Below are 25,796 nucleotides of genomic sequence, written 5' to 3'. Positions count from 1 at the left end.
CAACGCCAAACGCGTTTTATGACAGCGTAACAGACAGAAGTTAAGAAACTAAAGTAGATTTTACGAAGCTGTAAGCCATAAGCTTTAAGCTGTAAGAAAATATCAGATTTCCAGATTTATGTAGGGTGAACCGCAACGCTTAACGCGAAATCAGTTCACCTTGCGCAAAGGACTCGTAAGCGCTACGCGCTTTGTCGAGAATCCTTTCCACGCCTTTTGCTTGGTGACAATAGCGTTTTGGACCCACCTGACCCCATGCCGAACTCAGTAGTGAAACGAAACAGCGCCGATGATAGTGTAGCAGCTGCTATGTGAAAGTAGGTCATCGCCAGGCTCCAAATTAAAGAAAGCCCGATTCGAAAGAGTCGGGCTTTTTTGTGTTTGAAGCTGTCAGCTTTCAGCCGTCAGACGTCAGTTGAAATGTGGGGTTGTCCTGTACAGAGACTCCCTCAGCAACAACCCCCGTAGGAGGCACTTCAGTGCCGAATCTAGACCTTAACAAACACACTCATGGCTAAAGCCATTCCTACGTGATACGTATCTCAGATGTCAGTTGAACTGTGTGGTGTTTAGTACAGAGTCACCCTCAGCAACAACCCCCGTAGGAGGCACTTCAGTGCCTAATTCAGACCTTAACAAACACATTCACGGCTAAAGCCATTCCTACGTGATAAGAATCTCAGACGTCAGATATTAGATGTCAGTTGATCTACCGGGTTGTTAGGTAACTGAGTCTCCCTCAGCAACAAACCCCTGTAGGAGGCACTTCAGTGCCGAATCTAGACCATAACAAACAAATTCATGGCTAAAGCCATTCCTACGTGATAAGAATCTCAAACGTCAGATAATAGATGTTAGTTGATCTACCGGGTTGTTATGTAACTGAGTTACCCTCAGTAACAAAACCCCGTAGGAGGCACTTCTGTGCCGAATTCAGACCTTTACAAAAACATTCACGGCTAAGCCATTCCTACAAGTACACTTTGCCTAGAGCCTAGAGCCTAGAGCCTAGAGCCTAGAGCCTAGAGCCTAGAGCCTAATTGCATAGGAAGACGCAGCAACAATCACCCACACCGCGCGGCTGATCGCTGACGGCTGAAAGCTGATAGCCCTGTGATGTGTTGGGTTTCACTTCGCTCTACCCAACCTACGCCAGACCTTCAAACTTTCCCCTCGCTAACTTTACTCTCGCAACTCGTAACTCAAACTCATCCCCCAAAAACAAAAACGCCAGCATATAGCTGGCGTTTTTTAATCTGAGGGTAAGCTTGATATTAAGCTTTTGGACCTGCTGATTTGATTGCTTCTGAAACATCGTATTTAGCGAAGTTTTCAGTGAAGTCAGAAGCTAGCTTGTTTGCGTATTCTGCGTACTTCTCTTTATCTTCCCATGTGTTGATTGGGTTAAGAAGTTGGCTGTCTACACCTGGAACTGCAACTGGTACATCTAGGTTTAGAACGTCGATGTGTTGAGTTTCAACATCTGCCAGTTTACCTGATACGATTGCATCAACTACAGCACGTGTAGTCGGGATATCGAAGCGTTGACCAGTACCGTAAGGGCCACCTGTCCAACCTGTGTTAACTAGGTATACTTTAGCGCCGAATTCACGTACACGCTTCATTAGAAGCTCTGCATAAACGCCAGCAGGACGTGGGAAGAACGGAGCACCGAAACATGTTGAGAACGTAGACTCGATGTCGCTTGTTGAACCGATTTCAGTTGAACCTACTTTCGCAGTGTAACCGCTTAAGAAGTGGTATGCAGCAGCTTCTTCAGTTAGTACTGAAACTGGTGGTAATACACCACTTACGTCACATGTTAAGAACACAACGGCTTTTGGCTCGCCAGCACGGTTTTCTACTTTACGTTTTTCAACGTGCTCAAGCGGGTAAGCTGCGCGGCTATTTTGTGTCAGGCTTGTATCATGGAAATCTGGTACACGATTTTCGTCAAGTACCACGTTTTCTAAGATTGTACCGAAGCGAATTGCATTCCAAATAACTGGTTCGTTCTTTTGTGAAAGGTCGATACATTTAGCGTAACAACCACCTTCGATATTAAATACGCTACCAGGTGCCCAACCGTGCTCGTCATCACCAATAAGGAAACGAGTAGGATCTGCAGATAATGTTGTTTTACCTGTACCAGATAGACCGAAGAATAACGCAGTATCGCCTGCTTCACCTACGTTTGCAGAGCAGTGCATTGGTAATACACCTTTTGCAGGAAGTAGGAAGTTTTGTACAGAGAACATTGATTTCTTCATTTCGCCTGCGTAGCGCATACCAGCTAGTAGTACTTTACGTTGTGCGAAGTTAATGATTACAGTGCCGTCACTGTTAGTGCCATCACGCTCTGGGTCACATACAAATGAAGGTACATTCATTACCTGCCACTCAGGGAAATCAGCAGTATTGTATGTTTGAGGTTCGATAAACATGTTTTTGGCAAAAATATGATGCCATGCAGTTTCTGTTGTAACTACAACTGGTAAATAGTGCTCAGGATCAGCGCCAACTTCTAGGTGAGAGATGAAGTGGTCGTTGCTTTTCACGTGCTCTTCTACACGGGCCCATAACGCATCAAACTTGTCTGCATCGAATGGGCGGTTTACGTTGCCCCATTGGATTTCGTTTTCAGTGCTTGGCTCTTGAACAATAAAACGATCTTTTGGAGAGCGGCCAGTGCGCACACCGGTTTTAGCAACAAAAGCACCATTAGCGGCTAGAGTCCCTTCGCCACGACGAATAGCGTGTTCGACAAGTTCAGCTGCTGTAAGATCAACAAAACTAGTAGCGTTTGCAGTCATGTTTATACCTAAATTGTGAGAGATTGAACGGGATAGCTCTGGGGTTCTTAGTTTTCCCTTTTGCTAAAATAATAGTAACAGAAGGATTAGGGATATTCGAGTGTCTGAAGGGCTTAAAAAGGCATATATTTGGCAAAAAACATGAATAATTTCAATGATACCGGTGTCATAAAATGGCGCTTTTTCATGACACCGGTATCATTAGTTTTGATATTTTTTTTAATAAAAAAGCCGCACTGATGGCGGCTTTTAATATAATAATATTTATTATGGTGTATTAATTAAATATGGCTTTAATATCTTGCTCGTTAAAGATGTAATCTTTTAAGCAATAATGACAGCTAATTTTTACTTCACCATTTGCTTGCACATCGGCAAGTAATTCGTCTTGACCTACATTTACTAATGCAGCAATTGTTTTGTCTCTGCTACAGCCACAACGGAAGCTAATAGACTGTGGTTCGAATAACTGAGGATTATCTTCATGGTAAAGTCGAGTCAGCACAGTATTGGCATCTAAACCTAGCAACTCTTCATCTTTAATCGTGTTACTGATCGCTTCAAGATGAGTGAAGTCTTCAACTGACTTGTCTTTATTTACAGGTAATACTTGCAAGAATAAGCCAGCAGCTTTGGCTGTGTCTGCTGTTACTTCAGTCGCAAACCAAAGACGTGTTTTTAACTGTTCCGATTGCTCAAAATAGTTTTCAAGGCATTTATCTAAGCTATCGTGCTCTAACGGTACAATACCTTGGTATCGCTCACCTTTAGTTGGCGTAATTGTAATAACCATATAGCCATTACCAATTAAGTCTTTTATTGAGCTACCGGTTACTTCACCTTGTAGACGTGCGATGCCTCGCATGTTTTGTTTATCGTCACCATTAATTACCGCATATTTAACAGGGCCGTCGCCTTGTAGTTGAACGGCAATTTCGCCTTCAAACTTTAAAGTAGCTGTTAATAAGCAGGTAGCAACAAGTAGTTCACCTAATAAGGTTTGCACAGGTGCTGGGTAATTATGGTTTGCGATCATCTCTTGATAAGTGTTTTCAATTTGTACGAGTTCGCCACGTACATCGAGCTGATCAAATATATAACGATGAAGTAAATCTTGTTGCATGAGTTGCATTACCTAACTTGATTTCATTTTTAACAGTTCACGTCTTTGCTTCTTATCTGGTTTACGATCAGGATGTGGAGCAAAGAAGCTGTTGTTCTTTCGGGCGATAGCATTTGCTTCGCGTTTCTCAATACTAGCTTGAGTTTCTTGATATAAGGTTTGTGCAATGGGGGCACCTTGACGTTTTTCAAGGATCTTTTCGATTGTCACAACCTTTTCGTCGACCCCTTGTAGCAGTTTTACCACTGCACCTACTTCGACAATTTTGCTGGGCTTGGTACGTTGTCCATTATAATGTACTTTGCCGCCTTGCACCATGTCTCGTGCTATTGAGCGGGTTTTATAAAAGCGGGCAGCCCATAACCATTTATCAAGGCGCACGCTTAATTCGTCTTGTTTGTCTTGCGACTTTTGAGTGTTACCTTTTGACACAATTGTGCTCTTTTAAAGCTGCTTATATATAGGCAAAATTTACCATGAAACTTAATCACAAAGAAATAGTCATAGTTATTCCTTGCAGCCCCTGTTTGTCGAAATTACCTTGTTTACAAAGTTTAATATACGTGCGCTTGTTGAATGAAAAATGAAAAGGTACTATAGGCCAGCTATCAAGCAGTAAATTAAAATAAGAAATAGAGTTTATGGATCAACACTTACAACAAGTTAAACAGTTTTTAAACGGCTTACCTCATGCCAAGCTAAGTGCATTTGTAGTGCTGTTAGTTCTTGTTTACATTGCTTTTTTGTCATCTAAGCTGTTTTGGCTTGTGTGGCCAGAACCCGATACAAGAGCACTGCCAGTAACCGGTGTTAACAGCATGGCTAAACGAGTTGAGACAGTCAGCTCTCGCCAAATTATTGAACAAAATCTATTCGGCAAAGTTGTTGTCGAAACTAAGAAACCTGCCGCGAAACAAAATCAAGTCATTAACAACGCCCCTGAAACACGTCTAAGTATTAACCTAACTGGTATTGTTGCGGTCAGCCAAAATGATCAAGCGGGTCTTGCTATTATTGAATCTCAAGGCAAGCAAGAAACCTATGTTGTCGATGATGCAATTAAAGGCACTCGTGCCAAGCTTGCTCAAGTATTACCTGACCGAGTAATTTTAGATGTAAGCGGCCGCTTTGAAACCTTAATGCTGGATGGCCTCGACTTTACTAAAAAAGTCTCTATGCCTGTATTGGCGGAGCGCAAAGAGTCAGAATTAACCGCAGGCCCTCAGCTTGTCGAAAATAATGAAATAAATGCGACTGAAGATGAAGATGTAAAAGAAGCGCTTATCGAAACGCGTGAAGAAGTATTAGACGATCCCGGTAAACTATTTGACTACATTCGCGTCTCTCAAGCGATGGTTGATGGCGAGTTAGTGGGTTATCGCTTAAGCCCAGGTAAAGATCCTGCTCTATTCAAGCAGATGGGACTAATGAATAATGATTTAGCTATTGCGATTAATGGCTATCAATTAAATGATTTGAAACAGGCAATGTCAGCAATAAACGAATTACGAAATAGTACTGACGCAAGTATCACTATCGAACGCGATGGTGAGCAAATTGATGTGCAATTTAGCCTGCAATAACTAGCTTTGGAGTTTTTATAGAATGGTTCACGCGCTACACCTCACAAAAATCAAAAAAGGGTTAGCTAAATATGCAGCGCTTTTTTTATTAACAGGATTATCGCTTTCAGTATCTGCTGTTGAGTATGCGGCTAATTTTAAAGGCACTGATATTAATGAATTTATTAATATCGTTGGTAAAAATCTAAATAAAACCGTCATTATTGACCCGAATGTGCGCGGCAAAGTCAATGTGCGCAGTTACGAGCTAATGGACGAGAAGCTTTATTACCAGTTCTTTTTAAATGTACTTGAGGTTTATGGTTATTCAGCTGTAGAGATGGATAACGGTATTATCAAAATTGAAAAAAGTTCTGACGCTAAAAAGTCGAACGTACCGCTGATCACTGAAGATAACCAAGCCAGTGGCGATATGATGGTGACACGTGTTGTACGTGTTAAAAATGTAAGCGTACAAGAGCTTGGCCCGCTAGTTCGTCAATTTAGTGATCAAAAAGATGGCGGCCACGTTGCTAACTTCAATGCAGCAAACGTGATGATGTTGACCGGTCATGCCGCGTCAGTTAACCGTTTAGTTGAAATCATTCGTTCGGTTGACCAAGCCGGTGATAAGCGCGTTGATATCGTAAAACTTAAATTTGCTACCGCTGACGATGTAGTGTCGGTTGTTGAGAATATTTACAAAGATGGTGGCAAAGGGAGTGTTCCTGAGTTTTTAATCCCTAAAGTTGTTGCTGATGGTCGTACTAACAGTGTGATTGTCAGTGGTGAAGCACAAGCGCGTACACGTGCTGTTGAATTGATTAGCCGTTTAGATGGTGAGCTAGAAAACCAAGGTAATACTAAGGTTATCTATCTTAATTACGCCAAAGCAGAAGACCTTGTAAAAGTATTGCAGGGCGTAAGCAAGACATTAGCAGAAGACGCGCAAGGCGGTGCAACAAAAACTCGCTCACGTAATCAAAACGAAACAAGCATTGAAGCACACCCAGATTCAAACTCACTCGTAATCACTGCACAGCCTGACACCATGCGTTCGCTTGAGCAAGTTATTGAACGTCTTGATGTTCGTCGTGCTCAGGTTTTAGTTGAAGCTATTATCGTTGAGGTGTTAGAAGCCGATGGTATCAACTTAGGCTTACAGTGGATTTCAGAGCAAGGCGGCATGATGCAGTTCAACAATGGCACCACAGTACCTGTTGGTTCGTTAGCTGTTGCTGCTGAACAAGCGCGTGATAAAACGATTGAAGGCACGGTAGTCGGTACTGAAACTGGCACTGTGACAAGTACCTCTGAAACACAAGAAGGTGACTTAACAGCACTTGCTTCACTACTTGGTGGTATTAATGGTCTAGCAATGGGTATTGTTAAAAATGACTGGGGTGCAATTATCCAAGCTGTTTCAACGGACACTAACTCTAATATTCTTGCTACGCCGTCTGTAACGACCATGGATAACGAAGAAGCATCAATGATTGTTGGTCAAGAAGTACCTATTATCACAGGTTCGCAAACAGGCTCAAATAACGCTAACCCATTCCAAACAGTTGAACGTCAAGAAGTGGGTGTGAAACTGAAAGTAACACCACAGATCAATGATGGCTCAGCAGTTCAATTAACGATTGAACAAGAGGTTTCAAGTGTAAGTGGTGCGACTGCGGTTGATATTTCAGTAAACAAACGTGCTATTAAAACTACGGTTATGGCTGATGATGGCGGCATGGTTGTACTTGGCGGCTTGATTGATGAAGACGTGCAAGAAAGTGTTTCTAAAGTACCATTATTAGGTGATATTCCGGTACTTGGTCATTTATTCCGCTCAACCAGCACGAGTAAGCGCAAGCGTAACCTGATTGTCTTTATTCGTCCTACCATTGTTCGCGATGGCATCAGCATGAATAAATTGAGCCACTCGAAATATAACTTTATTCGTGGCGAACAACACAAACAAAAAGAAGATGGTATTGATTTAATGCCGTTGACGGATGCACCAATTCTTCCTGAATGGAATGATGCTTTGATATTACCGCCAACGTACGAAGAGTACCTAAAACAACAAAACGCGAATGAGCGCAACGATGACTAATGCAATTACAGAAATCAATGATGAGTTAGCGTCAGAAGCGCCGGCAAGTCATGATGAGCTGCTAACAAGTGATGATCTTGTTAGCTTGCCAACCAAGCGTTTGCCATTCTCGTACGCGCGTCGTACAGGCGTATTATTGAGTAAAGATCAGGATAACTGGACTGTGTATTACCGCGGTGAGTTAGATGTTGATGCTTTACTTGAAGTACGCCGCATTGCGGGTCATGGTTTTTCGCTAGAACAATTACCTGATGACAAATTTGAGCTGTTGCTTGAGGCTTCTTATCAGCGTGATAGTTCTGAAACACAGCAAATGATGGAAGATATCGGCAACGAGGTTGATTTATTCTCGCTTGCAGATGAATTACCGCAAACTGAAGATCTTCTTGCTGGTGATGACGATGCACCAATCATCAAACTGATCAACGCAATGCTCAGCGAAGCAATCAAAGAAGGTGCTTCAGATATTCATATCGAAACCTTTGAGCAAGAGCTGGTAATTCGCTTTAGGGTTGATGGCGTATTAAAAGAAGTGTTAAAGCCGAACCGTAAACTCGCTTCACTGCTGGTGTCGCGTATTAAGGTTATGGCAAAGCTAGATATTGCTGAAAAACGTATTCCGCAAGATGGTCGTATTAGTTTACGTATTGCTGGTCGTGCTGTTGATGTGCGTGTATCGACAATGCCATCAAGCTTTGGTGAGCGTGTTGTATTGCGTCTACTTGATAAAAACAACGCGCGTCTGAACCTTGAAGATTTAGGTATGACTGAGCGTAACCGTGAATTGTTTGCTGATTTAATCAGTAAGCCGCACGGTATTATCTTAGTAACTGGCCCTACGGGTTCTGGTAAAAGTACCACCTTGTATGCGGGGATGAGCCAAATCAACTCACGAGACCGCAATATTCTTACTGTTGAAGATCCAATCGAGTACGAGATCCCAGGTATTGGTCAAACTCAGGTTAATACCAAGGTAGATATGACCTTTGCCCGAGGCTTACGTGCCATCCTTCGTCAAGACCCTGACGTCGTAATGGTGGGTGAAATCCGTGACCTTGAAACGGCACAAATTGGTGTGCAAGCGTCATTAACCGGTCACTTGGTTATGTCGACACTGCATACTAATACAGCTGCTGGTGCTATCACGCGTATGGAAGACATGGGCGTGGAGCCTTTCTTACTGTCATCATCGTTACTCGGTGTATTGTCACAACGTCTTGTACGTACTTTATGCAATAGCTGTAAAGAAGGTCACATTGCTGATGAGCGTGAGTGCCAGTTATTAGGTGTTAATCCTGCTGAGCCGCCAACAATTTATCGTGCAGTTGGTTGTGAAGAGTGTAACTTTAATGGTTATCGCGGTCGTACTGGTATTCATGAATTGCTGGTTGTTGATGAAACAATTCGCGAAATGATCCACAGCGGTAAAGGCGAACAAAGTGTTGAAAAATACATTCGCAAACATAGCCCAAGTATTCGCCAAGATGGCTGTAATCGCGTACTTGCAGGTCGCACTACCTTAGAAGAAGTCCTGCGTGTAACACGTGAGGAAGGTTAATTATGGCAGCATTTGAATACCGAGCCCTCGATGGCAGAGGTAAAGAGAAAAAAGGCATTCTTGAAGCTGATACGGTAAAGCAAATCCGCCAAACCTTGCGCGATCAAGGTTTAATGCCTTTAGAAGTCGTTGCTGCTGCAGAAGGTGAAAAGCAAGCGACTGGGGCAAAGGGCTCTCTATTTGGTAGCTTCTTTAAACCAAAAATTTCGACTTCAGATTTAGCATTAATCACTCGCCAGCTCGCAACTTTAATCCAGTCAGCATTACCTGTTGAAGGGGCTGTCATGGCGGTGGCTGAGCAGTGTGAAAAGCCGCGTTTAAAGCGCATGCTAATGGCCGTGCGCTCAAAGGTTGTTGAAGGTTATACCTTAGCAGATGGCATGAGTGAGTTTCCGCATGTATTTGATGATTTGTATCGCGCCATGGTGGCAGCCGGTGAAAAATCAGGTCACCTTGACCAAGTTTTAAATCGTTTAGCTGATTACACGGAACAACGTCAGCATATGCGTAGTCAAATCACACAGGCGATGGTTTATCCAACCATACTTGTGGTATTTGCTATTGCCATTGTCTCTGTATTGTTAGGTACTGTGGTACCAAAAATCTTGAAGACCTTCGAAAAATCAAAACAAGTATTACCCTGGACCACCGAATGGGTAATGGCTGCGAGTAATTTTGTACAAAATTACTGGTTTATAAGTTTAGTCATTATAACCGTGTTAGCAGTGGCTATTAAGCAAGCGCTTAAGCAGCCGCATATTCGTTACTGGTATGACGAAAAAGTGCTTTATTTACCGGGTATTGGTAAGGTAGCACGCGGTGTTAATACGGCGCGTTTTGCTCGAACTTTAAGTATTTTATCGTCAAGCTCAGTGCCGCTACTTGAAGGGATGCGTATTTCAGGTGGTGTACTGGTTAACGAAAAAATGAAAAAGTCAGTGCAAGATGCTGCAACACGTGTGAGTGAAGGGGCGAGTCTTCGTGCTTCACTTCAGCAAACCAAACTTTTCCCACCTATGATGCTACACATGATAGCCAGTGGTGAAAAATCAGGTGAACTTGAGCAAATGCTTGAGCGTGCTGCAAATAACCAAGATCGTGAGTTTGAGAGCATGGTAAACGTGTCTCTGAAACTATTAGAGCCCGCGATGATTGCTTCAATGGCGGTAATTGTATTGTTTATTGTTATGGCAATACTACAGCCGATTATGGCAATGAATAAGGCTGTAGGTCTTTAAATTAGGGAACACTAGAGCAATTAGCAGCTAACACTGCCGCTCTATAATAAATTTTTGAAGAAAGTTAGAGGTATTTTTGTGAACAAACAGTCAGGTTTCTCATTACTAGAAGTCATGGTAGTACTGGTTATCATCGGTATGATCATGTCAATTGTGGCGCCAAATATCATGGGTCAGCAAGAAGAAGCTGCAATCGATAAAGCACACTTAGATATTCAACAAATTGAAGATGCGTTAAGTCTATACAAGCTTAAAAACAAAGCGTATCCAACCACAGAGCAAGGCTTAGAAGCGCTAGTAAATAAAACAAGCATTGAGCCAATTCCAAAGCGTTTTCCTGATGGTGGTTTCCTTGAGAAATTACCAGAAGATCCATGGGGTAACCCTTACCAACTAATCAGCCCAGGAGAAATCGGTAAAATTGATATCTTTTCAATGGGTCCTGATGGTGAAGCTGGTACTGATGATGACATCGGTAACTGGGATGAAGAAAAGTAATAATGCCTAAATTCAGCCAACTGAACAAAGCTTATACACATCAAGGCTTACTATTATGGTAAGCCTTGGTCGTTTGCGTTTGGCTGGCCGTGCTAAGCACGCGAAAGGGTTTAGCCTCATCGAAATATTAATGGTGCTCGTGGTGATTGGTTTTGTCACCAAAATGGTTGCCTACAGTTTTGATGGTGGTGCTGAAGAAGAACTCGAAAAACAAGCGCTCAGATTACATACTACGATTAATATGGCGTCTGAGTTTGCGATTTTAAATCAGGTTGAGCTGGGTTTTCATCTTGACCAAGATACATTTGAATTTTTAGTTTTTGACGGTGATAAGTGGGTTACGTTTGACCGTGAAAAATTGTTTGCCCCAATTAAGGTTGATGAACGCTTTAAGCTCACTCTTAACCTTGATGATTTAGCCTGGGCACAAGATAACTTATTAGAGCAGTCAAACTGGCGTGAATTAATGAGCGGTGGTGACGAAGACAGCCTACTTGAGCTACAAAAGCTCAAAATACCGCAGGTACTTATTTTATCTTCTGGCGAAGTCAGTGCGTTTCAATTGGTTTACGAGCTTAAAGAAGAGCGTGAACCGCAATATTTTATCGAAGGCGAATTTATGGCCCCGGTAAAGTTTCGTATGGAGCCTGAATAATGAATAAGTCAGCAGGTTTTACCTTACTTGAAGTGATGGTTGCACTGGCTATTTGTGCAATGGCCGGTATTGCCGCAATGCAGGCAACTGGTGAGCATATTAATCATCTTTCGTCGATTGAAGAACAAACTTATGCTTCTTGGGTTGCTGAGAATGTAATGGTTGAGCAACGCGCCAAAGGCGATAAATGGACAGGCAAAAATGGCGTTAAAGGTACTGAAACGCTCGCTGGTTTTGAATGGTATTGGCGTCAGGACGTGGTTCCTACTGCTGATAAAACCTTTGTAAAGGTCACCATTAACGTGTTTGCCGATGAAAAGCTTGAATACCCAGTTTATGAGCTTTCTACTTATTTGAATAAAGGTGATAAGTAGTGAAGCAACGCGGTTTTACCTTACTTGAAGTGATTGTCGCCATGGGCATCTTAGCCTTTGTGGTGTTATCGACCCATCAAATACTGGATTCGACAACCAAAGCAAAAGAAGCCTCAGACGAGACAATTGCTGAGTTAAATGGCTTTCAAACCTTATTTCGTTTGATGGACCAAGATTTTAGTCAAATGACTAAGCGTCAGGTTCGAAACGAAGCCGGTGATTTTCAAGAAACGTATGTGTTAGCTGGTCGTTATGTTCTTGATAGCCAATACGATGGCATTGGCTTTGTTCGTGATGGTTGGGTCAACCCAATTAATCTACTGCCGCGCTCTGAACTGCAAGCGGTTGGTTACCGCGTTATCGATGACAAGCTTGAGCGAGTGTATCGGGTGTATGTTGATCAACTAGATAACATGGAACCGCGTTCACAAGTCATTTTAGAAGACATTGAAGACCTTAAATTTGAATTTTTAGATGATAAAGACGAATGGCAAGAACAGTGGCAAATTAAAGCACTGCCAAAAGCGGTGGCAGTCACTATTCAAAAAATAGAACAGGAACCCATTCGTCGAGTGTTTTTAGTGCCAGGTGAAGGCAAAGTCACTGCCCAAGCAAATAATGGTAATAATAACGGAACGGGTGGTTAGCTATGACTACTATTAAACGTTCTAAAGGTGCTGCGCTTGTTATTGTGCTATTTATTGTGGCGCTAGCAGCTATGTTAGCCGTTGAGATGAGTGCTAATTTAATGGTGCAAGTGCAGCGCAGCAGTAATATTCAAAACCATCAACAGGCTAAATGGTATGCCTTTGCAGCTGAAGAGCTGGCAATTAAAGCACTAAAACAAACTAAAAAAGATGATCCTGATAAAACGCATTTAGAGCAAGTCTGGGCACAGCAGGGTGGAGTCCCTTACCCGGTTGATAATGGTACCTTAAGTGGCACAATTACAGACTTACAAGCATGTTTGAATTTAAATGCATTGCATGTAAAGCCAGATCAACAAACGGATCCAAATAATAAAACGAACCCAGCACATAAGGCATTGTTGGCATTATTAGAAAATATTGAAGACTTGCCAACCGATGAGTCTGAAGAAGCCATGGCCGATAGCGTGTTTGATTGGTTAGACGCTGATAGCATTACCTATCGTTCAGGTGCAGAAGAAGATGAGTACTTATCTCGACAATACCCATATATGACGGCAAATAGCTATTTTGCTTCGACGTCAGAACTTCGTTTAGTAAAAGGCTTTAACCCACTCGTTATGGAGAAAATTTTACCATTTGTGTGTGTTATTCCAGGTAGTGAGTTATTAGAAATCAACGTTAATACACTACCTGTAGAAAGTGCCATTATATTAAGCTCGCTTATTGATGGCTTAAGTCTTTCAGGCGCTGAAGCGGTATTATCATCACGTCCTCAAGATGGTTATGATGATTTAGAGGCATTTTTTGAAGAGGTTAATCAACAAGGCGCACAAAATGTGAAAGCCGTTGAAGACTTATTCAGTATCAACAGTGAATATTTTAAACTACAAACGCAGGCTGAATTTGCAGAACTGCGTTTTTCGATGACCACCTTACTCCATGCCACTAATGGTACAGTAACGATACTGGCGCGAAAATTTGGAGGCGTACAGTGACAGAGATATTGTTGATCCGTACGGGTCAAACATTAAAAGACAGCCTTAACTGGCTAATTTACTCACCAACAGAACAAGAAATAATTGCTAGCGGCGAAATTGCCAATGCAACACAACTTGGTGAGCTAACAGAGAGAGCACAATCACGGGAAGTGGTTGTACTACTACCAAGTGATCAAGTACAACTAAAAACGGTCGCATTGCCAACCAAGTGGAGCCGCAAGTTAGAGCAAGCACTTCCTTACATGCTAGAAGAAGAAATAGCCTGTGATGTTGATGACTTATTCATAGCGATTGCAGAGCCAACACTTATTGATGAGAAGCACGCGATTAACATCGCGATGACCGATCGTGAATGGTTTGAGCAATGGCTGGCTGAGTTTAATGAGCATGGCATCGAAGTATATAAAATACTGCCGGATGCTTTATTGTTACCTGATGTCGATGACAACACTCAGTTACGCGCTATTGAGCTTAATGGTCAGTGGCTATGTAAGCAGGGTAACTGGCATATTGCCGCTGTAGAGACAAGTTGGCTTGCTGGCTATTTAACAGCATTAGGTAACCCTGATGTTGCACACTTTAGCCCTGCAACGGCTTTTCCTGATACGGTTAACCTTAGTGCTCAAACGCAGCAATACGATTTACCTTTAGCCTTATTTGCTAAGCAGTTACCTGAGGTGAAATTCAACCTTCGCCAAGGTGTTTATCAGCTTAAGAAGAAATCAGCAATTTGGTGGGGCTATTGGCAAAAAGCAGCTATTGCAGCAGGTGTTGCATTAGTTTGCAGTGTAGGTGTTAAGTCGCTTGAGCTTTATAAGTTAAATAACCAGCTTGAAGCCGCAAAAGCTGAAGTGGTTGCTAATTATCAGCGTGCTTTTCCAAATAAAAAAGTGCGTCCTCAGCTTATTCGTAGCCAAATTCGCAGCGAACTTGCATTGATAGAAAGTGGCAGTACAGCTGGCTTCTTAGATTTGACTAACGATCTGGTTGCTATTTTTAGTGAAGTAAAAGATTTCACACCAGAAACGCTTCGCTATGATCAAGGTCGTAACGAATTACGTATTCGTGCGCGCGGCAAAGATTTCCAGTCATTTAGTAAAGTAAAAGCAATTTTAGAGCAGCGTGGCTTAACCGTAGATCAAGGCTCGCTAAATAATGATGGTGATTTTGTCGTTGGTGAAATTAAGTTACGAGGTGCGGCATGAAAAACCAAATAATCAATTATTGGCGCTCGTTAAAAGAACAAGAGCAGCAACTTGTAATGGTTGCAGGTGGTGTGTTTGTTATTTTTGTGTTGGTTATGGGGGTCTTTCGTCCACTTAACGCAGCTATCGAAAAAGCAGAGCAAGACACAATAAAACAGCAAGAGCTGCTAGCGTGGGTTGATGAAAGTATTATTAAACTTAAAGCGAGTGGTAACGCGCGTAATACGAGCAGCCGTAGCTTAAGCCAAATCGTTAATAGCACCCGCAATCGTTATCAAATTATCATTAGCAAAATGCAGCCAAATGACAATTCACTTCGTTTAACCATTGATTCTGTTGAGTTTAATAACCTTGTTGAATGGTTAGATGAACTGGTTAATTCACATGGCGTGCTAATTGAGAATTTAGATTTAAGTAAAGATGACAAATCAGGCTTTGTGCGTGTAAGTCGTTTGGTACTAGAGAAGTAAACGATGAAAAGAGTTATTTTATTAATCACAGTGTTTGTGATGTGTTTTTTGGTGTTTACGCTGGTAAAAACACCCGCTGCCGTTGCACTTGATTTAGCTAAGCCACATTTACCAAAGCAATTACAATTAGGTAAAGCCAGTGGCTCGCTATTGGACGGCCGCATTATGCAGGTACGTTTTGATGGTGAGCAATTAAATAATGTGCGTTGGCAGTTATCGGGCTGGTCACTGTTCACAGGTAAATTAGTGGGTACGGTACGCTTTGGTGATCCTCGTGATAAAGCGGGTATTTCAGGCCATGGTGATTTTACATATGGCCTCTTTAACCAAGCCATCACTGTGAAAAAGACTACTTTACGCTTGACGGTTGAACGTGCCATGGAGCGTTTACAACTCCCTTTACCGATTAGTGCACAAGGCCGCGTAATAGTTGATTTAGACGAGTACAGCTCAGGCGAGCCATACTGTGAAAGCCTAAGCGGCGAAATTGCGAGCCCTAGCATTGATGTTAAAGGAATGAACAACTGGTTTAGCATTGGTCCTCTGAGCGGTCGTTTAAGCTGTAAATCCGGTGATGTAGCAGTGCTTGTTGACCCAGAAAACCGTTTAGGGCTTGAAGCTGATGCAGTATTAAAAGCGAATCTAGACTTTAAAGTAGCTGGTTATATTAAACCTGAAGCAAGCTTGCCAAAAGAAGTGCATGATGCAGCTAAGTTTCTTGGTCGTCCTGATAACGAAGGCCGTTATCCGCTTAACTTTTAAATTGGATTAATCGAACAGTATGCAATTACCTGAGTTTTCAAAGCAGCAAAGTGAGCTTTTAAGTCAGTTTTTAGCGCAGCATCAAGATGCGCTTAGCTTGTCGCAAACCCAAGGCTACTTATTTGCGGTGATCTGTGCTCCTGAGCCGCTTGATGTTCATCAGTGGTTAGAAGAGGTTGCACCTGGCTCTGATGGGAAAATGGACGAGCAAGTGCTGTTTGCATTTATGGCTTTATATCAACAGATCAGCGAACAAGTATTCGAAACGGGTTTTGCATTACCTGTGAGCCTACAGCTGAGCTCTCAAGGGCAGCAATACTTAGACATTCAAGAATGTCAGCATTGGAGCCAAGGTTTTATGCATGGTGCACAAGGTTACGTTAACAAGCTATTAAGCGCGCCACAGTTAGCTGATGAGCTTAAAGAGGCGTTGGCTAGTGCACTACAAAGCTTAGGCTTTTTTACCCTTGAAACGAGTGAAATTGCAGCCCTTGCAACTGATAATGGTTTATCTGAAGGGCAACTATGCCAGCAGCAGTATGAAGTTATGAATGAATTCGCCGCTGGCTTTGCTGAGCTAATTGAAGTCGTTGCTGTAAATAGCCAGCTATATAATGATGAGGGCTGGAACTAACCCAGCTCTAATAGGATGTCTGTGCAACCTTTGGCACAGCTTACAACGCCTTTACCTGGCTGATCAGTCTTCAAATCTAAGGTAAGGGCGCCTTTACATACTTCACAGTATAAGGTTTGCCCTTTGCCCAGCTTTTTTAGCATATTGCGTTGTTTGGCAAACGAGTCGCTGGTTTTTTTGTTTAAAGCTGAAAAGTCCATTACTTGTTTAGCCTTTCTTCAAGTGCGTTCGAGACAATACTGCATACGCGGTTTAAGCGTTCGCCATAAAAATATAAGTTAATATCTTTTTCACGGCAGTAGTGTAAGTGAAAAACTTGTAGTTTATCGTCAGTGGTAAATGTCTCTTCAATATACTCAAGCTCTGAATTAGATAAATTCAGCTGTGACTTAATATTATTCTTAGCCATATTTGCCGCAGGACTTCGGTTGACTTTACTGGCATCAGAAATAAGGCTTACGCCTTCACCTAGTAACCTTTCTCTTGGCTCTTTGATCAAAGGATGATCAATCGTGAAAAGTGCTAAAATAATAAGCACTAAAATAAGAAATTTTTTCATAGCACAATAATCTTTGATCTAAATAAATACGGTATAGGTGCAAGTTTAATAAAATGGTCGTTTTAAAAGCAAGCAGATAAGTTTAAATAATTAAAACGTCGTATTTTCGATCAATCCCTGAAATTTTCTATAGATTGAGTATAATGCTCTATAGATTTAAAGTTTCAGAAATCTTTGAACGTAATGAGATGTATTCTGATTTGCTTATTGGCACAGAGAATCTCTTACTGCAAACATATGTTTGAGTATTATTTCCTAGTGGCGTTGAGGAATTTTAATGGATAAACAGATTAAGGTTAAAAATATCCCAACGGAAGTAAAAATCCAGAAACCGGAAAACGCTTCCCTCGATGATAGATTTAATCCACGTAACCGTATTTATGTCCGAGCTGTAACAGGTTTGCACCAACTGTTGAGACAACGGATTGGTTTTGTCGGCATGCTTGCATTTATGCTACTACCTTGGATTAACTTCAACGGCCAACAAGCTGTGTTGTTTGATTTGGTGGGGCAAAAGTTTAACATTTTTGGTTTAACGCTCTGGCCACAAGATCTGACTATCTTAGCCTTCATATTAATGTTGGCAGCGTTTGCGTTGTTCTTAGTAACGACCTTTTATGGTCGGGTCTGGTGTGGTTATACATGCCCGCAAACCGTTTGGACCTTCATTTTTATTTGGTTTGAAGAAAAATTCGAAGGTAGTGCAAATCAGCGTAAGAAGCTAGATCAACGCCCAATGGACTTTGATAAGTTTTGGCGCAAAAGTGCTAAACACGGCAGCTGGTGGTTATTCTCGCTTTATACCGCATTTACTTTTGTAGGTTACTTTACGCCAATCCGTCAGCTACTGCCTGATCTGTTTACCCTTGATGCAACCGCGTATTCGTATATTTGTCTAGCCGTATTTGCTGTGTGTACCTATGGTAATGCCGGTTGGATGCGCGAGATTATGTGCTTACACATTTGCCCTTATTCTCGCTTTCAGTCAGCTATGTTCGATAAAGATACCTTTACCGTGAGCTATGACGAAGCACGTGGTGAAAGCCGTGGTCCTCGTTCACGTAAGCAAGATCCAAAAGAGCTCGGCTTAGGTGATTGTATCGACTGTAACTTATGTGTGCAGGTCTGCCCAACGGGGATCGATATTCGTAACGGCTTACAATACGAGTGTATTAACTGTGGTGCATGTATCGATGCGTGTGATGGGGTGATGGATAAAATGAATTACCCACGCGGGCTAATTTCCTACACCACAGAGCGTAACTTAGAAACGCCAGACAACAAAACACATGCACTGCGCCCTAAGTTAATTGGCTATTTAGTTATCTTAGTCGTGCTATCAGGGGCGCTAGTAGCAAATATTGCGATGCGCAAACCGATGGAACTCGATATTATTCGTGACCGTAATCAGCTATATCGTGTTGACTTTAATGGTTTAGTCGAAAACACCTATACACTAAAAGTAATTAACAAAGCTCAACATGAGCAAACCTTTAACATTCGTGTTGAAGGACTCGATAACTTTGAGTACATCGGCAAACAAACATTCACAGTACCTTCTGGTGAATCTTATAATGTGCCACTGTCATTAGTTGTTGATCCTTATGATTTGAAAAAGCCCATGACGAAGTTTGAGTTTGTACTTTCTGTCGATGGTGAGCCTGATGTGCAGATTTCGCAGCCGAGTAACTTCTTTAAGGCGCGATAATTAAGTACACTGAGCGAATGAATAAAAAGCGGGATTTTCCCGCTTTTTTTATATGATGAGACATTATGAGTAAATTTAGTTTTGTTGACCTTACACCCGATTCAATTTTAGATGCAGTTGAAAGTATCGGTGTTTATGCTGAATCAGGGCTGCTGGCATTAAATAGCTACGAGAACCGTGTTTATCAATTTAAAGCAGAAGATGGCCATCGTTATGTTGTTAAGTTTTACCGCCCAGAGCGCTGGAGTAAGGCGCAAATCTTAGAAGAGCATGCGTTTGCATTTGAGCTTGCCGAGGCTGAAGTGCCGGTTGTTGCGCCTGTAATTATCGAAGGGCAAAGCTTATTTGAGCATAATGGTTATTTATTTACGTTATTCCCAAGTGTGGGCGGGCGCATTTTTGAAGTTGATAATTTAGATCAACTCGATGTACTTGGCCGCTTAATTGGGCGAATGCACCAAGTAGCTAAGGCAAAGCCATTTGAACATAGGCCTGTAATCAGCTGCGAAGAATACCTTCAGACAGCTAAAGTTCAGTTACAAGCAAGTAATTTGGTGCCAATGGCATTAGAGAACGCCTTTTATACTATTTTAGATTTGGTGATTAAAGAAACCACAGAGCAGTATAAAAATGTTGAAACCATCCGCCTGCACGGCGATTGCCATGCCGGTAATATATTGTGGTCTGGTGACGCGTTAATGTTTGTTGATTTAGATGACAGCCGACAAGGGCCTGCAATTCAAGATCTTTGGATGATGCTCAGTGGCGATCGTAACAACCAACTGTTACAGTTAGACACCTTAGTGGCTGCTTATGAAGAATTTTGCGACTTTGATCACAGCCAATTAAAGTTGATTGAACCACTTAGAGCAATGCGAATGGTGCATTACATGGGGTGGTTGGCAAAAAGGTGGGATGATCCTGCGTTCCCACGGAACTTTTCATGGTTTGCTGAAGACAAATACTGGGAGCAGCAAATACTAGCGCTAAAAGAACAGCTTGCAGCGCTACAGGAAGCACCATTAAAATTATTACCATAAATTTTTAAAGTTAAGAAAGACGAGAAAACAATGTTTAAAAAATTAAAGTTAAGTCTACTCATTTTATGTTTACCTTTTGCGGCCCTTGCTGCTGATTTTGAAGCAGGCAATCAATACGAAGTATTAAAAGTTGAGAAAAGTGCAACACCTCAAGTAACCGAGTTCTTTTCGTTTTATTGTCCACACTGTTTTCAGTTTGAACCGGTCGCAAAAGCATTAACGGCAAGTCTTCCTGAAGGGACTGAATTTGTAAAAAGCCATGTTAACTTTTTAGGTGGTGTATCTAAGCAAACGCAAAGTAACTTAAGCTATGCCTACTTAATTGCTAAGCAACATGGCAAAGGTGAGCAAGTTGCTGATCAAATCTTTAATAGCATCCACAGACAGCGCGCTTTACTAAAAGATATAAAAGACGTGAAAGCATTACTTGCGACCAATGGTATTAGCAACGATGTGTTTGACGCTGAAATTGCAAGCATGCCAGTGATTAGTGCTGAAAAAGCGATGCAAGATAAGCAGCAAAAATATTCAGATATGGGCGCCCTTACTGGTGTACCAACTTTTATCGTCAATGATAAATATAAAATCAATTTAAACACCATCAAGAGCCAGCAGATGCTTGATGAGTTAGTCGAATTTTTATTAAAACAATAATTTTGGAGTAAGAAGTAATGATCAAGTTAGTAAAAGCTGTATTAATGGCTGCCACGCTAGGTTTAGCGGCAAATGCCTCAGCTGCTCAATATGAAGAAGGTAAGCATTATGAAACGATTGATGCACGCGCTTCTAAAAAGCCTGAAGTAAAAGAGTTCTTCTCATTCTACTGCCCACACTGTAATAACTTCGAGCCAGTAGTGAAAGAGCTTAAAACACTTCTTAAAGATGGCGTTAAATTCAAAAAGAGTCATGTTGATTTTTCAGGTCCTCGTGACCCAGAAATTCAGACTATCTTAGCGCAAGGTTATGCGACGGCTAATGTGTTACCACAGAAAGACGCGTTAGTAGCCGCTGTGTTTAATCATATTCACGGTAAGCGTGCTCGTATTAACGAACTTGCAGATATGAAAGACATCTTTGTTTCACAAGGTGTGTCGGCTGAAGATTTTGATAAGTACTACAATAGCTTCTCTGTACGTACTATGGCATCTAAGATGAAACGCGATCAAGAATATTACCAACAAAAAGGTGCTTTAAAAGGCGTTCCAACTTTTATTGTTAATGGTAAATACCGTGTAATCCTAGGTGCGGATTCAGGTATTAGCGATGCGAAGAGCATGGCAGACTTAATTAACTACCTAGCTGATAAATAAGCTTAGTTAGTTGAATTTAATAGAAAGCTCCGTTCGCGGAGCTTTTTTGTTGGTAAAGCAAATGCAAAAACTATTAGTTTCAAGCTGTTTGTTAGGAAATCCTGTTCGTTATGACGGGCAATCGCAAAACTTACTCCATCCTGGTTTAGAAACTCTTAAACAGCAAGGAAGGCTCGTTGCATTCTGCCCTGAAGTAGCTGGTGGCTTACCTACACCAAGGCCGCCTGCAGAAATCAAAGCGGGTAGAGTACTTACCAAAGATGCACAAGATGTCACAGTACAGTTTGCTTATGGCGCAGAACAAGCACTTAAGCTTTGCAAAAAGCAGGGCATTCGCTATGCGCTGTTAAAAGAATCAAGCCCTTCATGTGGTCGCAATACTATTTACGATGGTAGTCATTCAGGAAAGAAAATTTCAGGGATGGGGTTAACTGCAAAACTGTTAAAAGACAACAATATAGAAGTCTTCAGTGAGCAGCAGTTGCCAGCGCTATTTGCTGCGCTGGCAGATTGATTTTATTTACGTTGTAAAAACACACCTGATTCGATGTGGTGGGTGTAAGGGAATTGGTCAAAAATCGCAAAACGTTTTACTTCATGGGTTTTGCATAAGTGATCAAGGTCACGCTCTAAGGTATCTGGGTTACACGAGATATAAATAATATTGTCGTAGTTCGCAACTAGGTCACAAGTTAGTGTGTCCATGCCTGCACGTGGTGGATCTACTAAGATTGTTTGGCAGTTATAGCTTTTCAGGTCTATGCCATCTAAACGAGAGAAAGTACGTTCGCCTTTCATTGCTTGGGTGAACTCTTCACTCGACATACGAATGATATCTAAGTTCTCAACCTTGTTTTGTGCGATATTGTATTGCGCAGAGTAAACTGATGATTTTGAAATTTCAGTGGCTAATACACGGTCGAATGAACCTGCAAGAGCAATCGAAAAGTTACCATTCCCACAATATAACTCCAGTAAGTCATTATTGAGTGGTTGGCAAAGGGCTTGTGCCCACTCTAGCATCTTGATGTTTACTTTCGCATTCGGTTGCGTAAAGCTATTTTCGACTTGTTGATAAATAAGCTCTTTACCGTTAACGTTTAAACGCTCGATAACATAGTCATTACCAATCACTTCTTTTTGCTTACGAGCACGGCCAATAAAATCAATCTTAAACAGTGTGCTCAGTTTTGCTTTAAGCTCTTTAATTGCTTGTAGCCACTGCTCATCTAGTTGTTTGTGATACAACAAGCTAACAAGGATCTCGCCACTTAAGCTTGAAAGGTAATCGATTTGAAACAGCTTACGGCGCAGAACTTCATTGTCTTTTAAGTTTTCGATCATCGCTTGCATCACTTCACCCACTAAAGGTGCGGCAGGGTCAAACTCATCTACGCGGATCTTTTCTTTGGTTTGTTGATCAAACATGATGTGAAACAGGTCTTCACCTTCATGCCAAACACGAAACTCTGCACGTTGGCGGTAATGAATAGGATCAGAGCCGAACACTTCTAATTTTTCGACCCCAAAACGTCGAAACTGTGAGGTGATGCGCTGCTCTTTCTCACTCAATTGTGCATCGTATTGAGTTGTATCAATTTTTATAACCGCCATGGCTGATTACCTTTTATCTCTTAGCTTTATAACGGCGCTATTGTAGGGAGCGCTGAGGATTTGTCTAGTTTTGTTATTTATTTTAGTGTCGTTTTTTTATACAAAAAACTTAAGTTTTGTGGTTTTTGGCCGATAATGAGTTAACCATAACATGGAGTCGGATCATGAAAATTGGCAACCTAGGCTATATGCCTAATACAAATGTGAATAAATACAATGGTAAACAGGCACTGCAGCAGCCTACCATTCAAAATCGTCAAGATAGTTATCAGCAACGCGGCAGAGAGCTCGCGGCAAAAGTTCTTGATGATAAACTTGCTGAAGCACTAGGTTTACCTAAAGCCGAAGAGAAAAAAGATAAACCCTTGTTCGACTTTGAAGAGATCGTGAAAAACGTACTCGACTTTGTTGGCGGCGCACTTCGTAAAGCAAAAGCCGATGGTGCTGATGATGAAAAACTCAAAGGCATGCTAGGTGATGCACGTAAAGGTGTGCAAATGGGCATCGACGATGCGTATGATGAGCTTAAAGAGTCAGGTATTCTTAACGATGACATCGAAGAGGGTATCGAAAAGTCTAAAGAAGGTATTTTTAAAGGTATTGATGAATTAGAAGAAGACTTGTTCAATCCTAAGCCTAATGCGGTTTCAGTAAGCCAAGCTCAATACATCAGTTTAAGTAATAACGCAGAGTACACTTTCACCACCGCTGAAGGTGATGAAGTCAGTATTAGCTTTGCTGATGCATACGAAAGTAAGTCTGCAAGCAGTTATAGCAAAAATGGCGACAACGAAGCCTTTGTCAGTGAGTCTTCGCAATCACGTGATTTATCATTCTCGATGTCGGTCAATGGTGATTTAAATGAGCAAGAGCAGCAAGCTATCAATGAATTGATGGAAGACTTGCAGAGTGTTAGCGAAACATTCTTCTCTGGTTCATTAGAAGATGCCTTTGAACAAGCTAAAGAGCTTAACTTAGGTAACGAGCAACTCGTTGGCTTTACCATGGATTTGAAACAAACCAAAACAGTAGCAGCTATCAAAGGGTATGAAGAATATAAACCTGCTCCCGAAAAAGAAGTTGCTGAGAAAATAGCGCCATTTAATGACGACTTGAAACAGGCGTTTAATAAAGCGGGTGACATTGGTTTGCAAAATGAACTGGCTGGCATCTTACAATGGTTAAACCAAGATAAAGAAGAAGTCAGTAAGCTGGTGGATTATACCAAAGCAATGTTTGAGCAAATGAATAAGCTTCGCTCGGCAACAGAAGAAGAGGCTTAGCCCTTTCTTTCTTTTTATCAAGCTGCATGGCAAACTGCTGACCTTTGATGATCCGAGGTAAGCAGTTTGTCAGTTCATATAATGGTGTTTGATTCTGGTATAGGTGGAACAACTGTACTTGAACAGATCCAAGCATTGATCCCAGATGCTGATTATAGTTATTTTATGGACAATGCTTTATTGCCTTATGGCGAGCAAAGTCAGCAAACGATCATAGCCCGCCTTTTTGCGCTACTACAGTTTATCGAAACAGCAAACTTACACGTTGATATCCTAGTTATTGCGTGTAATACCGCCTCTACCTCTGCCTTAGAAACTATTCGCCAGCACACAAATATAGAAGTTGTCGGGGTAGTACCTGCGATAAAACCCGCTTGCGCTATAAGTAACAGCAAACATATTGGTTTACTGGCAACACCATCAACCATCAAGAGTCGCTATACTGCAAACTTAATTAGTACTCATAGCCAAGACACACAAGTCAGCTTATATGGCTCAACTGAGCTGGTAGAAATTGCAGAAACACTATTTCATACGCAGAAAATCAATAAAGCAAAGCTTGAGAATGTATTGAGTGATTTAGCGATAGCAGAAGATATAGATGTATTGGTACTTGGCTGTACACACTTTCCATTACTAGCCAGCGCGATTAGTGACTACTATAAACAACAGATCTTCCTTATTGACTCAGGCAAAGCGATTGCTAAGCGCGTTGAAAGTTTAATTGCTCTACGAGGCTTTACTCTTACTACAGATAAAAAAAAGCCGCTGCACTATTATGCAACGGCTCCTATTGGTCATTCGCAATTAAGCGTTGAGCTTATTACGCTGACTGATCAGATCCCTCACGAAAGCTGTTAGCTTCGTTCTCTTGTTTTTGTTTTGCTTCACGCACTTTTAAAGTACGTTGTTGGAATTCGCTATCATTTAATTGATTGATTGCTTTATCTGCATCAGCTTCAGCCATTTCAACAAAACCAAAGCCACGACGTTTACCTGTATTTTTATCTTTTAATAAACGTACATTGAAAACTTTGCCTTGTTCTTCGAATAAAGCACGAACAACACCTTCATTAGCACGATAAGGTAGGTTGCCAACATAAAGTGTTTTTGTTTTTACTTCGGCCTCCTCACTTGACGCTGATGAAAGTGCTGCAATAACTAAAGCACCAATTAATAAGCCTGCACCAAATAGCAATGCTGGGTCTAAAGCTAAGCTTGCAAGTGCGAACTTAACAACCACAAAACCTAAAACAGCAAGAATAACGGAGAAAAGAAAAGATTTTTGATCGGGTAATTTCATTTTGATCTACCAATAAACAAGAAATAAACATTAATTTAACATTGTGAACTTGCTATCTTAACGAGTTAAATGAACATAGCAATGAAATTTGCATTAAATTATGAATATTGGCTTAAAAAACAGCCATAATAGCGACCGTTTTTGCTGTTTTCGGTAAATTTAGTTCGCTTTTTGAGCGAACAGTAAAAAGATCGAAAAAAAGTGTTGATCTGTTTTTGGATCTCCCTATAATGCGACCCCACTGACACGGCGGGCAGCAACGAAAGACGCTGAGCAAAGTGACACAGAGTTAAGTGAAACTTCGGTTTCAAATAATCGAAAGAAAGTTTGAA

Annotated in this window: 27 protein-coding genes and 1 rRNA gene; 21 read left to right on the top strand and 7 right to left on the bottom strand. The window is 41.5% G+C overall.

Annotated features, from left to right (window positions below; translation table 11 throughout):
* The first annotated feature begins 219 nt into the window (after window positions 1-219).
* Window positions 220-334: ribosomal RNA gene (rrf, locus tag PASHI_RS01700) — 5S ribosomal RNA — on the top strand.
* A gap of 940 nt (window positions 335-1,274) precedes the next feature.
* Here rrf and PASHI_RS01695 read toward each other — a convergent pair.
* The 3 genes from PASHI_RS01695 to hslR all read right to left on the bottom strand — a co-directional run bounded on the left by PASHI_RS01695 (window position 1,275) and on the right by hslR (window position 4,371).
* Window positions 1,275-2,813, bottom strand: a complete 1,539-nt coding sequence (locus tag PASHI_RS01695) for a phosphoenolpyruvate carboxykinase (RefSeq protein WP_055199452.1) — start codon at window positions 2,811-2,813, stop codon at window positions 1,275-1,277.
* Between the two features lie 277 nt (window positions 2,814-3,090).
* Complete coding sequence (gene hslO, locus PASHI_RS01690; protein ID WP_058584593.1) at window positions 3,091-3,936, bottom strand: Hsp33 family molecular chaperone HslO; 846 nt, start codon at window positions 3,934-3,936, stop codon at window positions 3,091-3,093.
* A gap of 12 nt (window positions 3,937-3,948) precedes the next feature.
* The gene (gene hslR / locus PASHI_RS01685; protein ID WP_370316790.1) at window positions 3,949-4,371 is read right to left on the bottom strand and encodes a ribosome-associated heat shock protein Hsp15; all 423 of its coding nucleotides are present in this window, start codon (window positions 4,369-4,371) and stop codon (window positions 3,949-3,951) included.
* A 206-nt stretch (window positions 4,372-4,577) separates the two neighbouring features.
* Between hslR and gspC the strand changes: the two genes are divergently transcribed.
* From gspC to PASHI_RS01620, 13 genes are all read left to right on the top strand, one after another.
* Window positions 4,578-5,519: a type II secretion system protein GspC gene (gene gspC / locus PASHI_RS01680; RefSeq protein ID WP_062564373.1), complete on the top strand. Its 942-nt coding sequence runs from the start codon at window positions 4,578-4,580 to the stop codon at window positions 5,517-5,519.
* 22 nt (window positions 5,520-5,541) lie between these two features.
* The gene (gene gspD, locus PASHI_RS01675; RefSeq protein WP_054564049.1) at window positions 5,542-7,605 is read left to right on the top strand and encodes a type II secretion system secretin GspD; all 2,064 of its coding nucleotides are present in this window, start codon (window positions 5,542-5,544) and stop codon (window positions 7,603-7,605) included.
* Window positions 7,598-9,163 carry a type II secretion system ATPase GspE gene (gspE, locus tag PASHI_RS01670; protein ID WP_054564050.1) on the top strand — a complete coding sequence of 522 codons (1,566 nt, stop codon included), beginning with the start codon at window positions 7,598-7,600 and terminating at the stop codon, window positions 9,161-9,163. The genes gspD and gspE overlap by 8 nt, the downstream gene beginning before the upstream one ends.
* 2 nt (window positions 9,164-9,165) lie before the next feature.
* Window positions 9,166-10,401, top strand: coding sequence for a type II secretion system inner membrane protein GspF (gspF, locus tag PASHI_RS01665; RefSeq protein WP_062564372.1), 1,236 nt, complete (start codon window positions 9,166-9,168; stop codon window positions 10,399-10,401).
* 78 nt (window positions 10,402-10,479) lie between these two features.
* Window positions 10,480-10,899 (top strand): type II secretion system major pseudopilin GspG, encoded by a 420-nt coding sequence (gspG, locus tag PASHI_RS01660; RefSeq protein WP_054554843.1) that lies wholly within the window; start codon window positions 10,480-10,482, stop codon window positions 10,897-10,899.
* Window positions 10,900-10,954: 55 nt separating this feature from the next.
* Window positions 10,955-11,554, top strand: coding sequence for a prepilin-type N-terminal cleavage/methylation domain-containing protein (locus PASHI_RS01655; RefSeq protein ID WP_054564053.1), 600 nt, complete (start codon window positions 10,955-10,957; stop codon window positions 11,552-11,554).
* Window positions 11,554-11,928 (top strand): type II secretion system minor pseudopilin GspI, encoded by a 375-nt coding sequence (gene gspI, locus PASHI_RS01650; RefSeq protein ID WP_054564054.1) that lies wholly within the window; start codon window positions 11,554-11,556, stop codon window positions 11,926-11,928. Before PASHI_RS01655 ends, gspI begins: the two co-directional genes overlap by 1 nt.
* Window positions 11,928-12,575 carry a type II secretion system minor pseudopilin GspJ gene (gene gspJ / locus PASHI_RS01645; protein ID WP_062564371.1) on the top strand — a complete coding sequence of 216 codons (648 nt, stop codon included), beginning with the start codon at window positions 11,928-11,930 and terminating at the stop codon, window positions 12,573-12,575. Before gspI ends, gspJ begins: the two co-directional genes overlap by 1 nt.
* A gap of 2 nt (window positions 12,576-12,577) precedes the next feature.
* On the top strand, window positions 12,578-13,573 hold the full coding sequence (gene gspK, locus PASHI_RS01640; RefSeq protein WP_062564370.1) for a type II secretion system minor pseudopilin GspK: 996 nt from the start codon (window positions 12,578-12,580) through the stop codon (window positions 13,571-13,573).
* Entirely contained in the window at window positions 13,570-14,781 is a 1,212-nt protein-coding gene (gspL, locus tag PASHI_RS01635) for a type II secretion system protein GspL (protein ID WP_055022237.1), read from the top strand. Before gspK ends, gspL begins: the two co-directional genes overlap by 4 nt.
* Entirely contained in the window at window positions 14,778-15,251 is a 474-nt protein-coding gene (gene gspM / locus PASHI_RS01630) for a type II secretion system protein GspM (protein ID WP_062564369.1), read from the top strand. Before gspL ends, gspM begins: the two co-directional genes overlap by 4 nt.
* A 3-nt stretch (window positions 15,252-15,254) precedes the next feature.
* Window positions 15,255-16,013, top strand: coding sequence for a type II secretion system protein N (locus PASHI_RS01625; RefSeq protein WP_062564368.1), 759 nt, complete (start codon window positions 15,255-15,257; stop codon window positions 16,011-16,013).
* Window positions 16,014-16,032: 19 nt separating this feature from the next.
* Window positions 16,033-16,647 (top strand): YecA/YgfB family protein, encoded by a 615-nt coding sequence (locus PASHI_RS01620; RefSeq protein WP_054564060.1) that lies wholly within the window; start codon window positions 16,033-16,035, stop codon window positions 16,645-16,647.
* Here the strand turns inward: PASHI_RS01620 and PASHI_RS01615 are convergent.
* Complete coding sequence (locus PASHI_RS01615) at window positions 16,644-16,847, bottom strand: hypothetical protein (RefSeq protein ID WP_062564367.1); 204 nt, start codon at window positions 16,845-16,847, stop codon at window positions 16,644-16,646. The two genes, PASHI_RS01620 and PASHI_RS01615, sit on opposite strands and share 4 nt — an antisense overlap.
* Window positions 16,847-17,206: a hypothetical protein gene (locus tag PASHI_RS01610; RefSeq protein ID WP_054564062.1), complete on the bottom strand. Its 360-nt coding sequence runs from the start codon at window positions 17,204-17,206 to the stop codon at window positions 16,847-16,849. Before PASHI_RS01610 ends, PASHI_RS01615 begins: the two co-directional genes overlap by 1 nt.
* A gap of 277 nt (window positions 17,207-17,483) precedes the next feature.
* Between PASHI_RS01610 and ccoG the strand changes: the two genes are divergently transcribed.
* The 5 genes from ccoG (at window position 17,484) to PASHI_RS01585 (ending at window position 21,778) form a co-directional block, all read left to right on the top strand.
* Window positions 17,484-18,914: a cytochrome c oxidase accessory protein CcoG gene (gene ccoG / locus PASHI_RS01605; RefSeq protein WP_062564366.1), complete on the top strand. Its 1,431-nt coding sequence runs from the start codon at window positions 17,484-17,486 to the stop codon at window positions 18,912-18,914.
* Between the two features lie 65 nt (window positions 18,915-18,979).
* A complete protein-coding gene (locus PASHI_RS01600; RefSeq protein WP_054564064.1) occupies window positions 18,980-19,954 on the top strand; it encodes a serine/threonine protein kinase in 975 nt (324 codons plus the stop codon).
* 30 nt (window positions 19,955-19,984) lie between these two features.
* Window positions 19,985-20,608, top strand: a complete 624-nt coding sequence (locus tag PASHI_RS01595) for a thiol:disulfide interchange protein DsbA/DsbL (RefSeq protein ID WP_054564065.1) — start codon at window positions 19,985-19,987, stop codon at window positions 20,606-20,608.
* A 17-nt stretch (window positions 20,609-20,625) separates the two neighbouring features.
* A complete protein-coding gene (locus PASHI_RS01590) occupies window positions 20,626-21,264 on the top strand; it encodes a thiol:disulfide interchange protein DsbA/DsbL (RefSeq protein ID WP_054554856.1) in 639 nt (212 codons plus the stop codon).
* A 61-nt stretch (window positions 21,265-21,325) separates the two neighbouring features.
* On the top strand, window positions 21,326-21,778 hold the full coding sequence (locus tag PASHI_RS01585) for a 2-thiouracil desulfurase family protein (protein WP_062564365.1): 453 nt from the start codon (window positions 21,326-21,328) through the stop codon (window positions 21,776-21,778).
* Window positions 21,779-21,780: 2 nt separating this feature from the next.
* Here PASHI_RS01585 and trmA read toward each other — a convergent pair whose 3' ends face one another.
* Window positions 21,781-22,878 (bottom strand): tRNA (uridine(54)-C5)-methyltransferase TrmA, encoded by a 1,098-nt coding sequence (gene trmA, locus PASHI_RS01580; protein ID WP_062564364.1) that lies wholly within the window; start codon window positions 22,876-22,878, stop codon window positions 21,781-21,783.
* 164 nt (window positions 22,879-23,042) lie between these two features.
* On the opposite strand from trmA, the gene PASHI_RS01575 reads away from it, so the two are divergent.
* Window positions 23,043-24,161, top strand: a complete 1,119-nt coding sequence (locus PASHI_RS01575; protein ID WP_054554859.1) for a DUF5610 domain-containing protein — start codon at window positions 23,043-23,045, stop codon at window positions 24,159-24,161.
* A gap of 66 nt (window positions 24,162-24,227) precedes the next feature.
* Window positions 24,228-25,022, top strand: coding sequence for a glutamate racemase (murI, locus tag PASHI_RS01570; RefSeq protein WP_062564363.1), 795 nt, complete (start codon window positions 24,228-24,230; stop codon window positions 25,020-25,022).
* On the opposite strand, the gene PASHI_RS01565 is transcribed toward murI, so the two are convergent.
* Complete coding sequence (locus PASHI_RS01565; protein ID WP_054564068.1) at window positions 24,985-25,464, bottom strand: RNA recognition motif domain-containing protein; 480 nt, start codon at window positions 25,462-25,464, stop codon at window positions 24,985-24,987. The genes murI and PASHI_RS01565 overlap by 38 nt on opposite strands.
* Between the last annotated feature and the right edge of the window lie 332 nt (window positions 25,465-25,796).

Source organism: Pseudoalteromonas shioyasakiensis, assembly GCF_001550135.1.
In the GTDB taxonomy this organism is placed as follows: Bacteria; Pseudomonadota; Gammaproteobacteria; order Enterobacterales; family Alteromonadaceae; genus Pseudoalteromonas; species Pseudoalteromonas shioyasakiensis.
The sequence above is the reverse complement of the archived record's forward strand: the minus strand, read 5'-3'. Positions and strand labels throughout refer to the sequence as shown.